The organism is Vreelandella sp. 2A-K22 (assembly GCF_054065485.1).
In genome coordinates this window covers 33,854-48,421 of record NZ_JBSUGC010000011.1, presented here as the reverse complement: position 1 = coordinate 48,421, position 14,568 = coordinate 33,854, and the positions used below count along the sequence as shown (strand labels likewise).

The 14,568-nt window shown below is 50.4% G+C and carries 13 protein-coding genes; 9 read left to right on the top strand and 4 right to left on the bottom strand.

Annotation, left to right across the window (positions count from 1 at the left end; translation table 11 throughout):
* Positions 1 to 2 precede the first annotated feature (2 nt).
* Positions 3 to 575, top strand: a complete 573-nt coding sequence (plsY, locus tag ACW17M_RS15490) for a glycerol-3-phosphate 1-O-acyltransferase PlsY (RefSeq protein ID WP_427769901.1) — start codon at positions 3 to 5, stop codon at positions 573 to 575.
* Here the strand turns inward: plsY and tsaD are convergent.
* Positions 572 to 1,621 carry a tRNA (adenosine(37)-N6)-threonylcarbamoyltransferase complex transferase subunit TsaD gene (gene tsaD / locus ACW17M_RS15485; protein WP_022522380.1) on the bottom strand — a complete coding sequence of 350 codons (1,050 nt, stop codon included), beginning with the start codon at positions 1,619 to 1,621 and terminating at the stop codon, positions 572 to 574. The genes plsY and tsaD overlap by 4 nt on opposite strands.
* 223 nt (positions 1,622 to 1,844) lie before the next feature.
* Between tsaD and rpsU the strand changes: the two genes are divergently transcribed.
* The 3 genes from rpsU (at position 1,845) to rpoD (ending at position 6,291) form a co-directional block, all read left to right on the top strand.
* Positions 1,845 to 2,060, top strand: coding sequence for a 30S ribosomal protein S21 (gene rpsU / locus ACW17M_RS15480; protein ID WP_008956349.1), 216 nt, complete (start codon positions 1,845 to 1,847; stop codon positions 2,058 to 2,060).
* A 285-nt stretch (positions 2,061 to 2,345) separates the two neighbouring features.
* Entirely contained in the window at positions 2,346 to 4,214 is a 1,869-nt protein-coding gene (dnaG, locus tag ACW17M_RS15475; protein WP_427769900.1) for a DNA primase, read from the top strand.
* 226 nt (positions 4,215 to 4,440) lie between these two features.
* A complete protein-coding gene (rpoD, locus tag ACW17M_RS15470) occupies positions 4,441 to 6,291 on the top strand; it encodes an RNA polymerase sigma factor RpoD (RefSeq protein WP_027958016.1) in 1,851 nt (616 codons plus the stop codon).
* A gap of 140 nt (positions 6,292 to 6,431) precedes the next feature.
* Here the strand turns inward: rpoD and ACW17M_RS15465 are convergent, their stop codons facing one another.
* From ACW17M_RS15465 to ACW17M_RS15455, 3 genes are all read right to left on the bottom strand, one after another.
* The gene (locus ACW17M_RS15465) at positions 6,432 to 7,079 is read right to left on the bottom strand and encodes a hypothetical protein (RefSeq protein WP_041158824.1); all 648 of its coding nucleotides are present in this window, start codon (positions 7,077 to 7,079) and stop codon (positions 6,432 to 6,434) included.
* 182 nt (positions 7,080 to 7,261) lie between these two features.
* The gene (locus ACW17M_RS15460; RefSeq protein WP_400672315.1) at positions 7,262 to 8,923 is read right to left on the bottom strand and encodes a phosphoethanolamine transferase; all 1,662 of its coding nucleotides are present in this window, start codon (positions 8,921 to 8,923) and stop codon (positions 7,262 to 7,264) included.
* A 95-nt stretch (positions 8,924 to 9,018) separates the two neighbouring features.
* Positions 9,019 to 9,396, bottom strand: a complete 378-nt coding sequence (locus ACW17M_RS15455) for a diacylglycerol kinase (protein WP_041158822.1) — start codon at positions 9,394 to 9,396, stop codon at positions 9,019 to 9,021.
* 249 nt (positions 9,397 to 9,645) lie between these two features.
* Between ACW17M_RS15455 and ACW17M_RS15450 the strand changes: the two genes are divergently transcribed.
* From ACW17M_RS15450 to ACW17M_RS15430, 5 genes are all read left to right on the top strand, one after another.
* Positions 9,646 to 9,873 carry a hypothetical protein gene (locus ACW17M_RS15450; RefSeq protein WP_190374760.1) on the top strand — a complete coding sequence of 76 codons (228 nt, stop codon included), beginning with the start codon at positions 9,646 to 9,648 and terminating at the stop codon, positions 9,871 to 9,873.
* Between the two features lie 8 nt (positions 9,874 to 9,881).
* Entirely contained in the window at positions 9,882 to 10,817 is a 936-nt protein-coding gene (locus tag ACW17M_RS15445) for a MipA/OmpV family protein (protein ID WP_190374761.1), read from the top strand.
* On the top strand, positions 10,817 to 11,503 hold the full coding sequence (locus ACW17M_RS15440) for a response regulator transcription factor (RefSeq protein WP_457547741.1): 687 nt from the start codon (positions 10,817 to 10,819) through the stop codon (positions 11,501 to 11,503). The genes ACW17M_RS15445 and ACW17M_RS15440 overlap by 1 nt, the downstream gene beginning before the upstream one ends.
* The gene (locus tag ACW17M_RS15435; protein ID WP_190374763.1) at positions 11,472 to 12,848 is read left to right on the top strand and encodes an ATP-binding protein; all 1,377 of its coding nucleotides are present in this window, start codon (positions 11,472 to 11,474) and stop codon (positions 12,846 to 12,848) included. Before ACW17M_RS15440 ends, ACW17M_RS15435 begins: the two co-directional genes overlap by 32 nt.
* Before the next feature lie 343 nt (positions 12,849 to 13,191).
* Positions 13,192 to 14,559 (top strand): L-serine ammonia-lyase, encoded by a 1,368-nt coding sequence (locus ACW17M_RS15430; RefSeq protein ID WP_159177236.1) that lies wholly within the window; start codon positions 13,192 to 13,194, stop codon positions 14,557 to 14,559.
* Positions 14,560 to 14,568: the final 9 nt, after the last annotated feature.

Here is a 14,568-nt window from a genome sequence, read left to right as displayed (position 1 = left end):
CCATGGTATGGATAGTGGTGGGTTATTTAAGTGGCAGTTGGCTGGCAGCGCTGAGCGTTTGCCGCCTGGCGGGTGTGGGCGACCCCCGCCAACACGGCTCATTTAATCCCGGCTTTTCCAACGTGCTGCGCCTATATGGCCCCCGCTTAGCGGCAGCTACTCTGCTGTTAGATGCTTTAAAAGCCATGCCTGCTGTTTTGGGTGCAAAGCTGATGGGCTGCCCGGTCTGGCTGCAGGGAGTCGTGGGGTTGGCAGTATTGCTAGGCCACAGCTTCCCACTGTGGCATGGCTTTCGTGGCGGTAAAGCGGTCGCCAGTGCCTTCGGTGTGTTGTTGGTATTAGTGCCTCAGGTGGCGTTACTGAGTGCATCGATATGGGCGCTGCTAGCGTGGCGATTAAAAACAGCTGCGCTGGCGTCGCTAGTGAGTGCTCTCGTGGCGCCGCTGGCCTGCGGCTGGCTGGCGCCGGAGTACGTCATGGTGGTGGGTGGATTCAGCCTGCTGGTGCTGGCACGTCACGGGCTTAATATTCGCCGACTGCGACGCGGTGAGGAGCCACCGTTTCGTGGTTCTTAGGGTGAGACAGGCGGTATCAACTGATCGAGAGGCCAGCGGGGCGTCGCCTGCATCATGCCAGAAGTGTCGCACTCTCCCGCTGCCAGGCGTTGAGCACCCACATAGGCAATCATGGCGCCATTGTCGGTACAGAATCGCCCGCGCGGGTAGTAGGCGCGGGCTTGGCGTTTTTCGCACTCAGTCTGCAGTCGTTCGCGCAGGCGATGGTTGGCGCTGACTCCGCCCGCCACCACTAAGCGCTTCAAGCCGGTTTGATCCAGCGCTCGACGGCACTTAATCACCAGCGTATCGACAACGGCCTCTTCAAAGGCGCGGGCAACGTCGGCGCGGGCCTGGGCGTCGAATTCGTCGGCTGTTTCCAACTGGCGAATGGCCGTCATGGTGTGGGTTTTTAGGCCCGAAAAACTGAAGTCTAGCCCTGGCCGGTCGGTCATGGGGCGCGGGAAGCGAAAGCGCTTGGGGTCACCCTGTTCCGCCAGCTTGGCGACCTGAGGGCCGCCTGGGTAGGCCAGTCCGAGCATCTTGGCAGCTTTATCAAACGCTTCACCAGCCGCGTCATCCACCGATTCGCCGAGCAGTTGATAGCGACCCAGCCCCTGAACTTCGACGAGCTGGGTATGGCCGCCGGAGACCAGCAGCGCCACGAAAGGGAACTCGGGTGGCTCGTCTTCCAGCATCGGTGCCAGTAAATGGCCTTCCATATGGTGTACGCCGAGCACGGGGATGTTCAAGGCCCGAGCCATGCCATGGGCGGTACTGGCACCCACCATTAATGCGCCGACTAAGCCGGGGCCTGCGGTGTAAGTGATGCCATCCAGGTCGCGGCGCGTTAGCTTGGCGTCGCCGAGCACTTGCTCGATCAGCGGCAGCAGTTTGCGGGTGTGATCGCGAGAGGCGAGTTCGGGCACTACGCCGCCAAATTCTGCATGCATGGCGATTTGGCTATACAGCGCATCGGCAAGCAGCCCCTGGCCGCCGGTTAACGAGGTGTCGTAAAGCGCGACACCCGTTTCGTCGCAGGATGTTTCAATGCCCAGAACTCGCATAAAAAGGGACTCTCAAAGGCTATTCAAAAGATGTAAAGGTGAAAACAGAAGGGCGCTAGTCTAGCATTATCGCCGTGGATCAGCGTAAGCATTTGCAAAGATGGTCAACGGCGACTAAACTACTGTGCGCTGTAAAACTGGGTCGTACACCGTGTTCTAAAATGTAATATCGCAGTGTACGTACTATCCGAACTCAAGACTCCTTAAGGTAGGTGAGTGCTTAATGCCTTCTGTAAAAGTACGTGATAACGAGCCGTTTGACGTCGCCCTGCGTCGCTTCAAGCGTTCTTGCGAAAAAGCCGGTGTTCTTTCTGAAGTACGCCGCCGCGAGCACTATGAGAAGCCGACTGCTGAGCGTAAACGCAAAGCGGCAGCTGCCGTAAAACGCCACGCTAAGAAAGTTCAGCGTGAGCAAAAGCGTTTCGAACGGCTCTATTGATCCGTACCCGAGGGGGCCGGAGCAGTTAGCTGGTCGTCTCAAGAGGGATGCCAAGCGGCCGCCACTAGGTGGCCGTTTGTTTTTGACTGTTGTTCTTCAAAGCTGTCGTTGCTAAAGGCCGTCGCTGTTTATGATGATCTGATCTGGCAATGGGTCTGATGACCTTAGGCAGTGTTTTAAAAAACTGGTTTTGAAAACTGGTTTTAAAAAACAGGGCTTTTAAAAAACAGGGCTTTTAAAAACAGTCTCGAAAGTTAGCGCTTTGCGCGAGGATGCCCGTAGTTCATGGCAGGCCAAATTCCACAGCGTTTCATTGATGATCTGTTAGGCCGCGTTGACGTGGTCGAGGTGGTTGGTGAGCGCGTGCAGCTTAAAAAGGCTGGTCGTAACTACTCTGGGCTGTGTCCCTTCCATCAAGAGAAAACCCCATCGTTTACCGTCAGTGCTGATAAGCAGTTTTATCACTGCTTTGGCTGCGGAGCTAATGGTAATGCACTACGCTTCTTGATGGAGTACGACAAACTACCGTTTCCTGAGGCGGTAGAGCAGTTGGCCGGTCGCCTGGGTATTGAAGTGCCGCGTGAAGGCGCTGATGACCCGCGTGCCCAGCAGCGTGAAAAGAAGCGCAAAGAGGGTGTTAACCTGCTCGAACTCGCCGCCAGTTTTTATCGCGAGCGATTAAAGATGCAGGAGGGCCAGCCTGCCCAACGCTATTTGTCGGGTCGTGGGCTCTCGGACGAGGTGATCAAGACCTACGGCATTGGCTATGCCCCGGCGGGTTGGGAGGCGCTAAAACAGCACCTCAGCGAGCGCGGTATTGGTGAGCCAGTGCAGGTGGAGTACGGCCTGCTGATTCACCGTGAGGATACCGGGCGTACCTACGACCGTTTTCGTGATCGGGTAATGTTCCCCATTCGCGATTTGCGCGGTCGTACGATTGCCTTTGGTGGTCGAGTGATGGGCGATGACCAGCCCAAATATCTCAACTCTCCGGAAACACCCGTATTCCATAAAGGTCGTGAGCTTTACGGCTTGTATGAGGCGCGCCAAGCCTCGAACAAGCTTGAGCAGTTGATCATGGTCGAAGGCTATATGGATGTGGTGGCACTGGCGCAATACGGTATTCATAATGCTGTGGCGACGCTGGGTACCGCCACCACAGAAGACCATTTGACCCGCCTGTTTCGACTGGTGAGTCGCGTAGTGTTCTGTTTCGACGGTGATCGTGCCGGGAGGCAGGCGGCTAGCCGGGCGTTGGAAACCGCACTGCCGCAAATGATAGATGGCCGTGAAGCGCGCTTTCTGTTTCTGCCCGAAGGTGATGACCCGGACACCCTGGTGCGCCGTGAAGGCACCCAGGCATTTCAGGATCGCGTGACCTGCGCCATGCCGCTGTCGGAGTTTCTATTCGAACAGGCAGCCCAAGGGCGCGACTTGAATACCGTGGAAGGGTGCGAGCGGTTTGCCAGTCAGGTGCTCGAAGCATTGAACAAAGTGCCTGAAGGCATGCTCAAATCGCTACTGCTGGAGTCATTGGCAAAGCGTAGTGGGCTGGCGCAAGAGCAGTTGAAAGTGCTGCTCGAAAAGCGTTCCCAGGCGTCGCAGCGATCCGTCACCCAAGGTGATGTTTCGCAGGAGCCGGCAGAGCAGTTGGAGTCCGAATCGGCCTCATCCGCCATGAACGGCGCTGTTTTGGCAGCGCCAGCCCGCTCATCGCGCTCACGCTCTCAGGCGCTCTCCCCGGTTGGGCGTATCGTGCAGCTGTTATTGCATGAGCCCAATCTGGTGGTCACGCTCCCTGATCATTTGGAGTGGTTGCCGGAAGATGACGATGCGCCGCTATGCCGCGAGCTGATTGAGCTGCTCAAGGCAGGGCGCTACCGCAGCCCGCAAGTGGTGTTGGCGCATTTTCAAGGCAGCCAGCAGGGGCATGCCTTGGCGGCTTTCGCCAAGCGCGAGCTGTTGATTCCCAAGGCAGATCGGGAAGCAGAGCTGAAGGGATTGGTGGAACACTTGCAGTACGTTCAGCGCCAGCGTTCTCCTCAAGAGGAGTACACGGCGTTGCTGGCGCAGGAGCGCGCCGGGCAAAAGTTGGATAAGGAGCAGCGCCAGCGTTTGGCAAGCTTGGTAATGGAGCTTGCTCAGCGCCAATGAGGCGGTGTCTTGGGCGATGGGGGTTGAATTCCTAGCGTTTCAGCACCAGATATAGGGTCAGCCACCGAGCGTTGGCCTAACCGAACAAACTAACACACCTGAATTACCGCGCAAATACGTCGAGCTGGAAAATTTCTTGCTTTTTACGCTATACTGTACGGCTTGTTGAGTTTAATCGATTCAGCGCTCCAGGTGTTTCATTCTTCTTCGTCGAGATAGGGTTTCTATGGCTGGAAATGCGCAGCAGCAGTCGCGTCTGAAGGAGTTGATCGCTCGAGGCAAGGAACAGGGTTACCTGACCTATGCCGAGGTCAACGACCATCTACCTGAGGATATCGCCGACCCGGATCAAGTGGAAGACATCATTGGCATGATCAACGACATGGGTATAAGTGTCGCTGAAGAAGCGCCAGATGAAGACACTTTGATGATGTCGGATCAATCCACGGACGAGTCCGCTGCGGAAGAGGCCGTAGCGGCCCTTGCCGCCGTGGAAAGCGATGTAGGCCGCACCACTGACCCCGTACGCATGTATATGCGTGAAATGGGCACGGTTGAGCTTTTGACCCGTGAAGGCGAAATCGAAATCGCCAAACGGATCGAAGAGGGTACCCGTGAAGTGATGTCGTCTCTGGCCTATTTGCCGGGTGCCGTCGCGTCTATTTTGGACGCCTATGACGCTACCCAGGATGAAGAAGCGCCGGGGCGTCTTTCGGATCTGTTTTCTGGTTTCATCGATCCCGATGAGGGTATCCCCGGCGTTGCCGAAGCAGAGGTGCCCGAACCGGAGCCTGAAGCCGAGATTGACGACGACGTTGAGAGCGACGGCGACGATGAGGACGAGGATTCTACGGCCAGCGAGGGCGGCCCAGATCCCGAAGAGGCGCGTGCACGTTTCGAGCAGATTCGCGAGCAGAACGCCTTGGTGGAAGAGGCGTTTGCCAAGCATGGCCGCGGCAGTGCTGAGTTAAAGGCCGAGCAAGCCCGCTTGGCGGTGCTTTTCTCGCCTATCAAGCTGGTGCCTAAGCACTTCGAGCGCTTGGTCGGTCAGGTGCGTATCAGTGTTGAGCAAGTGCGTGCCCAAGAGAAAGCGGTCATGCAGCTGTGCGTGAAAAAAGCCAAGGTGCCGCGTAAGACGTTTATCAAGTCGTTTCCTGGTAATGAGTCGAGCAAAACATGGCTGGATGAATTCCAGGCAGCGCAGAGCAAGTACGCAGACCGCCTTGAGCCGTTGCGCGCCGATATTGCTCGTGCTCAGCGCAAGATCGCCTTCGAAGAGGATATGGTGCAGCTCTCGGTTGCCGACCTTAAAGAGGTGAATCGCAAGCTCTCGATTGGTGAGGCGAAAGCTCGCCGTGCCAAGAAAGAGATGGTTGAGGCTAACCTGCGCTTGGTGATTTCGATCGCCAAGAAGTACACCAACCGTGGTTTGCAGTTCTTGGATCTCATCCAGGAAGGCAACATCGGCTTGATGAAAGCGGTCGATAAGTTCGAATACCGCCGTGGTTATAAGTTCTCGACTTACGCCACCTGGTGGATTCGTCAGGCAATTACCCGCTCGATTGCCGACCAGGCACGCACCATCCGTATCCCGGTACATATGATTGAGACGATCAACAAGCTCAATCGCGTCTCGCGCCAGATGTTGCAGGAAATGGGCCGTGAGCCAACGCCGGAAGAACTCGGCGAGCGTTTGGAAATGCCGGAAGATAAAGTACGCAAAGTGCTCAAAATCGCCAAAGAGCCGATCTCCATGGAGACGCCGATTGGTGACGATGATGATTCACACCTGGGTGACTTTATCGAAGACGGTACCATGCTGCTGCCCATTGATATGGCTACCGGTGAAGGTCTTATCGAAGCAACGCGCAACGTGTTAGGTGGCTTGACCGCCCGCGAAGCGAAGGTACTACGCATGCGTTTCGGTATCGATATGAACACCGACCATACGCTGGAAGAGGTGGGCAAACAGTTTGACGTAACCCGTGAGCGAATTCGTCAGATTGAAGCCAAAGCGCTGCGTAAGCTGCGTCACCCCAGCCGCTCTGAGCCGCTGCGTTCGTTCCTCGACGAGTGAATGTCGTAAGTTGTGAGTGGTAAATAGAAAGTAGTAAGTGGTGAATAGAAAGTAGTCGCCGCTAAGACCAAAAAGCCCGCCGTTCTCTGAACGGCGGGCTTTTTTATGGGGACTATTGTTGAAGACGATGTGTGCCGCGCTTAATTGGGTATCTGCCGGGCTTTATAAATGCGGCGAGCCAGTAGTAGCAATTCCAGGGTGGCGATCAGAATTAGGCTATAACCGAGTAGTTCGACGACTTCTTCAGCAACACTCTTAAAGGTTCCTGAATAGCTGTCTTCAAGAACGGCTTGCCAGAACTCTTGTCGCCCATACAGGCGCGAGAATATATAAGTGGTCAGCACGCCTGCCGTAAACAAACCAAAGGCGAAGGTGTTGCTGTAATGAGCGAACTCCGCAAGAAAGCGTTGGCGCTGCTTCACCACCCAAAAAAGCGATGGGAGAATAATCAGTGCAACGAGTACCTTCCAGGTGTTATGAGCCACATAGTTATCTAAAAAGTGATCCTGTTCGCGTACCAAGGAGGCGGCCACAAATGCCAGCAGCAACAGTGTAACGGTGGGCCACACTTTAAGTACATGACGAATGTAAATCAGCATTGCACAGCAGGTGGCCAGCACCAGTGTTTGGGTAAATTCGGTAAAACCCAGCTCAGAAAAGCGTACTGAGGGGAGATAAAGCGCTTCTAAATAGGCGCCTTGGGCAATCGCGCCAATAAAAAATACGTACAGCACCGCACGCACTAAGATGGTTTGAAACCCGATGGGCCAGACAGGGGGGAAAGACATACCAACATCCTCTGTGGGTAAGCAGTTTTGCTGTTCGCATTTTAAAACATGCATGGGTGAATGTTCATTATATCGTCACACTTATGTGTTCGCACGTCGATATTGCAGTTAATCTCTCGATGTTTAGTCGTCGGCGCTACGAAGTGACTAAAGGATCAGCTCTACAACGAAGCAACGCAGACTTAGCTGGAACATCGTTGGCTGATATCCAATTCGTCCTGGTAAATCATTGTTGATACATTCAGTAATCCCAGTACGCTGTGGAATAAGTTGTCATGCGATGCGGGGGTTTCAGCAGTTTCGTTTAGACATTCAATATCTATATTTTCACGTTGAGAAAAATCGTGTGAAAGCCACCACAACATAGGGATATGAGTTTGTTCATCCGGTGCAATGGCATAAGGAATGCCATGTAGATAAAGCCCTTTCTCACCAAGCGATTCTCCGTGATCAGATAGATAGATCATTGAGGCATCATAGTTTGATTGATTGGCTAGCATTTCAATGATCTGACTCAAAATATGATCTGTATAAAGAATAGCGTTATCGTAACTATTAGTAATTTCTTCTTGAGAGCACTGTGATAAATCGGCAGTTTTACAGGTTGGAATGAACCGTTCGAAATTGCTGGGATAGCGCTGAAAATAACTTGGGCCATGATTGCCGAGTTGGTGCAGAATAATAACCGTGTCACGTGGGTCTGGCTGCCTTATCTGGCTACTAAGCTCGTGCACAAGTGCTTCATCTAAGCAGCGTCCTTCTTGACAAAGTTGGGGATACTCTTCAGCCGTTATCTTCACGGTTTCCACTCGGTCACAGACGCCTTTACAGCCTGACTGGTTTTCTACCCAAATGACATTCAGACCAGCACGTTTCAATACGTCAAGTAAAGATTCATGCTGCTGGGCATAGGTTTTATCGTAGTCTCGACGGCCAGGCAGCGAAAACATGCAAGGTAAGGAAACTGCTGTACTCGTACCGCAAGATGTTACCTGTTTAAAATTAATGACAGACGACAGATTGGCCAGTTCAGGTGTTGTCTGGCGTTGATAATCATTAAGCCCCCAGTTTGCGGCACGTACAGTTTCGCCCACAATGATGACGAGAAGTTTGGGTTTTGCTCCCTCATCTGGTTCTATAAAGGCATCCTCTCCAACGGACAAACGTGGTGTATTAGCAGAAGGGGCTTCGCTAGCAAGCACTTTTACCATGGAGACCAAGTAGTTACCTGGTGTTATAAGGTGGCGAAGCTCCTTGTTGTTGCGCATTAGTGATGACATATCTTGATAAGACAGAATTGTCGAGACAAGGAGTACAGCCACTCCGCTCAGCCAATAGGTAAGGCGACGTATCGCTGCTTTAGACCAGGATGTTTTCTTGAGCTTGACTCGCCATAATGCAATCGAAGGCACAATAAAATAGAGCAATAAGTGGAGAAGCAGACCGAATGTCAAAAGTTCCCGAGCCTCACTGGTATCTGTCTGCAAAACATTGTCCAGCATGGTCGTATCAAAATAGACCCCGTAAGAGCCAGTAAAGTAACTTACAACAGAAGCTAAGAGGAGTAAGATTGTCAGTAAAATCTTGGCAGACCAGTAAAAAGAAAATAATAAAAATACAACAAAATGAAGGCTGGTGATAATTAAAAGCATAAGTGTTACTATGCCTGCTGACCGGGGTTCACTTATGTCATACCCAAATAAAGCTTCATGCCAGAAGGCATTGTTATACATAATGGTAAATAGTATTGTGACCAGCAATGTAAGTAGTTCAGAACTTATGCGTGGACGATAAATTATAGCTTTAGAGGTTAGCTTGTAATAAAAAAATATATATCTATTCATGATGGCTGCTACCAATTTTTAATGAAAAAATAGGGGGATTTGTTTTCGGTGTAGTGTGTTATTAAATAACTGGTATCGGCTATGGTTTTATAGCCTTAACCTACTAGCACGAAAAGCCAAACTCCTATCATCAAAGTTATACTTAATAAAACTGCAGCAGAGCCGATATCTTTTGCACGGCCACTAAGAGGGTGGTGCTCAAAACTTATTCGATCTACAGTTGACTCGATTGCAGAATTAATTAATTCAACTATAAGAACTAATGTCAGCGACAGAAATAGGACTGCCTTTTCAACTGGCGTTGTGTCTAAGATAAAGATAAGAGGGTAAAGAAAAAGGCTAGCGACAACTTCCTGTCTAAACGCTGCTTCACTTTTCCAGCAAGCATAGAGTCCATCAATAGCGTTCACGGAAGCACGATATATGCGCTTTATTCCTTTTCCATTAGTTTTAGCTTGGGGAGGGAGATACATGGTAGTGCTCTCATCAGTCCGTTAGGCTATTCACAATAGAACACTAAACTTACCAGCCACTTACCCGAAACTTACCTGAAACTTACTTATGGATAGTACCTATACCTAATTTTATTTGTCTTAGGTGCCTGGTTTTATCAATAGAAGTGATCTACAACAGATTGTTCTATGCCAGGTAAATCTCTGACATCAGCGATAATACGGCCATCATCAACTGCATAGGTTTCAGTGCTACCATGGGTAAAGCCAATGTCTACGAGGCCGATCACCATAACCAAAAAGAAAGATTGGCCTCGAATTTTTCTGGAGCGGAAGGGCAAGCAATTCCATTGGGAGCAATTGGAGAAAAATGACGTGATGCTGCGCGAAGGCAGCATCGTCGATGCCACAATCATTTCTGCGTCCAACTTCACCAAAATCGAGTGCGATATGGAGATGCACCTGACTAAAAAACTGGCTTTTGGCACATTGGCATAAAAATGCACATGAGTGGCGACGACAAGCCTGGCTTAAATGAGGAGTTTTTTTTCAGTAAGTTTCATGTAAGTCAGATGATGAATACTGCCTTTTGGGGAACAGAGAAAAATGCAAAGAGGCTCCTTATGCAGTCATCATTCACAGCAGCGCGTTGTCTCGATACAGCAGCTATCCGTCGTGCAGCTTCTACGCTAACTATTATTGGCCTAGCCCTACCTCTGACGGCGCTCGCTACTGGCAAACAGGCAGATGACGATTCATTCTGGGAGATCGGATTGGGAGTCGTCAGTAGCCAAGAGGCTTATACTGGTATGGATAGTGATATTATGCCATTGCCGATAGTGGCATTTGAAAATAGGTATATTCAGCTTTCAGGGCCTGAACTTGCGCTTAAGCTGCCCAGTTATGAGTTTAGTGATTCAAATGAGTTTAATTTCAGTATTTTCGGAAGGTATGATTTCCTTGGTTACGAAGAAGGAGATGCACACATTCTGGATGGTATGGAAGGTCGTGATGGTGGCTTCTGGGCAGGCTTTAAAACAGAGTGGCAAAATAGCTTTGCTGATATTAGCGCTGAATTTGCCACTGAAGCCGCTGGTGATAGTAAAGGCAGCAGCTTTAATTTAGCTATAGAAAAAACGTGGCTTTTTAAAGAAAATTTTATGTTGACACCTCGTCTAACTGCTAATTGGCTAGATAGTCATTATATCGACTACTACTATGGCGTGCGTAAAAATGAAGTGACAGTTGGTCGTGGCTACTACAATGGTAAAACCGGTTTCAATGTCGAAGTAGGCGTACTTGGAGGCTATGTGTTCGAGCAAAAACATTTTGTGCTTCTTGATGTTGGCATAACAAGCCTAGCCTCAGAAATTAAAGACAGCCCTTTGGTTGATAGTTCAACCGAGAGTTCTATAGCGCTTGGTTATCTCTACCGTTTCTGATGAACCGTATACTTCTGCTTGAAGATCATGAGCGCTTGGCGCGGTTGATATGTAAAGGGCTAGCAATGGCCGGTATCGTCGCTGATGTATTCAGCCGCATTGATCACGCGATTGCTGCTTTACAGCAAGTTCCTTATCAAGCATTGGTGATCGATCGAGGCGTCCCAGACGGTGATGGCTTATCGTTGTTGCAGCATTTGCGCGCGGCAGGCAATGCCATTCCCTGCTTGGTGCTGACAGCACGCACAGAATTACATGACCGAGTGGAGGGCCTAGACGCCGGAGCGGATGATTACCTTGCCAAACCATTTGCAATGGAAGAGCTGGTCGCAAGGGTGCGAGCGCTGCTGCGCCGCCCTGTAGAAACCCGCACACTGGAGCCTCAGTGCGGCGATTTAACGTTACGACCGGCTGATAGCCTTATTTGTTGTGGAGATAAATGCGAAATTTTGGCCCAGGCTGAAATGCAAATAATGTTACTGCTGGTGCATAGGTATAAAGAGTCGGTACGCCACAGTGCACTGGAAGCTGCTGGCTGGGGGTTAAGCGAAGCCGTTACACCCAATGCGCTGGATGTTACTTTGCACCGGATTCGGCGTAAATTGCTAGCCATTGGTTCACAGCAATGGATAGTGAATAGAAGAGGCATCGGCTATGCGCTTCAGGATAGAAAAAAAACTAAATAGTATCAGTTTTAAAACTTTGCTGGCTTTTTTTGTTAGCATGATACTGAGCATTAGTCTCATTGTTTTCGTGCTGGATGCTGTATATTTTTTCAAGAATAGTATCTTTTCAGAAACTGATGTAAATGATTTTGCTAAGAATTTTGCTCAAGAGATCCTATACAATAAAGAGGGTATTCCAGAAAGAATGGGACTTGAGCTGGAATATCCTTGGCTGTTTGAAAGTTTAGTGCAGGAAGCAGCTTACAGAGTCATTGATCAATCTGGAAAAGTGGTATTATATTCTGCTGCAGGAGCTTCATTTTGGTCTTCCGTTGATATTGCCCATCCAATAACTACTGGACCTTTTAAGTTTGAACATGAAGGTGTGTTAATGGATGCTGCCACAGCAAAGGCAGAAAATGGCGGGAAAAGCTGGTTTGTTCAGCTTGCTGTAAGTAGACGGTTTATGTTTTTTTCTCACGATACATTTGGTTTTCGCTTTGTAAGGAGTGGGGTGGTAATATTTTCTTTAGTACTACTTTTAGTCTTTTTTTTCTGTGCCCATTTTATTGTTCGGCATACACTTAAACCGTTACGTGAACTATCCGAATCGGCTGCGTTAATTTCTCCACGATCTTTGCAGGCTCGGCTTGAAAATAACAATTTGCCGACAGAAATTGCTCCTTTAGTAATCAGTTTTAACCATACGCTTGAAAGGCTTGAACATGGCTATCGCACACAACAAGAATTTCTTTCCACAGCAGCTCATGAATTAAAGACACCGCTGGCGCTAATTCGCACACAGCTGGAGTTAATGGAAGAAACAGAAGAGCGTAACTGGTTGCTAAATGACGCTAATTACATGTCTCGCCAGGTTCAGCAATTGCTTTTATTGGCTGAAACGAGTGAGTTTAATAACTATAACTTTATTGTTGTCGATATTGAATATGTAGTCAATGAGGTAGTATGTTATTTGCAGCGGATGGCTGAAGCTGTGAAAGTTAACTTTGTTGTAAAGGATTATAGTAACGGAAGCCAATGGCGCGCCGACAGGGGGGCACTATTTACCTTGTTGAAAAATTTATTAGAAAACTCTATACAACATGCTCCTGCTGGTACGTCTATTCTGATAGCAATTTATTCTAATAAAATTCAGGTGAGAGATTGGGGGAGTGGCATTGATGAAAGCCAGCTACCACTCTTATTTACTCGTTTTTGGCGAGGAGATCACCGGCGGGATATTGGGGCAGGTTTAGGCTTGTCTATATGTCAGGAAATAGCACATGTTCATGATTGGTCAATTTTTGCCCAAAGGATGGAACCTGGCTTACTCTTTCAGTTGGTTGTGAATATCTCTGACGATTAAGTGGGTTCTCTACCTCGTACTAAATTAAGTGGCCTTTTATTACGCTCTATTTCCTGCTTTTTTCCTGGGTGGAGCGACACCGAACCGGTTATCTCCCCGTTTCGAGTGTTGTCCGACCAACCCAGCGGTTGTGGGTAAGATGCAAAGGAGGGGGCGCATTTTGTAAAGAGTGATTTTGGAGGCTAGTGATAGCATACAGTCGGCTGAAATAGCCTAAAATGGGGGCTGCAGAATAAGTCTTTAAGACGTTATAACTTGCTGACATTTTGCTCGACCTGCGAACTGTGAATCCATCACAATCAACATACCGCAGGGAATAACAGCGTTGTGAGGCGTAACAGGCATGGCTATTAGTGTGTTTGATCTTTTCCGAATTGGCATCGGGCCATCGAGTTCCCATACTGTGGGCCCGATGCGCGCGTCGCGAGATTTTGCCTTGGCGCTTGGCGATACCCGCGTTACCCGGCTGGTGGTAAGGCTTCATGGGTCACTTGCCGCCACCGGGGTGGGCCACGGTACCGATCAAGCCGTCATCATGGGGCTGATGGGCGAAGCACCAGAAAGTATCGATCCAGACACGATTACGTCGCGGTTAAAACAACTTGCCGAAGGCGAGCCGCTGTTGTTGGCCAATGGCCAACAGATCGCTTTTGACGCTCATAACGATGTCGAATGGGATGAGGCCTGTTTGCCGTTCCATCCCAATGCCATGGTGCTGAGCGCCTATTGTGATGACGCGCTAGTGGCGACCAATACGTTTTACTCCCTCGGCGGCGGTTTTTATGTCGATCAAGCGAAGGCAGATCAAGGCGAGGTCGGTGAAGATGCTACTGAACTGACTTACCCCTTCAATACGGCGGCCGAACTACTCGCACTATGCCGGCAGCATCAACTGCGTATTAGCCAGCTTATGTTAGAAAACGAGAAAGCCTGGCGTAGCGAATCGGCCATTCGTGAAGAGCTGCTGACCATCTGGCACGCCATGAGCGATAGCATTGAGAATGGCCTACGCGCTACAGGCCATTTGCCCGGTGGATTAAATGTGCGCCGCCGTGCGCAACTGCTCCACCAGCAGTTGCTTCATCCACCGGAAAATCAGCGTCTGATCGTGTCGAGTTTTACCGTAATGGATTGGGTTAACGTGTTTGCGTTGGCAGTAAATGAAGAGAACGCCGCCGGGCGGCGGATGGTCACTGCGCCGACCAACGGCGCAGCAGGCATCGTGCCCGCCGTATTAGCGTACTACTTGAAGTTTGAACCCGACGCTAGCGAAGCTGATGTGGTGGATTTTCTGCTTACCGCCGGGGCCGTAGGCATTTTATGCAAAAAGAACGCCTCCATTTCTGGTGCTGAAGTGGGCTGTCAGGGCGAAGTTGGCTCCGCTTGTGCTATGGCAGCCGCAGGGCTTGCCGAAGTGCTAGGCGGCTCACCTGGGCAGGTGGAAAATGCCGCTGAGATCGGCTTGGAACATAACCTTGGTTTGACCTGCGACCCGGTCGGCGGGCTTGTCCAAGTGCCCTGCATCGAGCGCAATGCGATCGCCTCCGTCAAAGCTATAAACGCTGCAAGAATGGCGCTGCACGGCGATGGAGAACACTTTATATCGCTGGATAAAGTGATCCGCACCATGCGCGATACTGGCCGTGACATGCAGGATAAGTATAAAGAGACATCCAAGGGCGGGCTCGCCGTCAATGCCATTGAGTGCTAGGTCATCAAG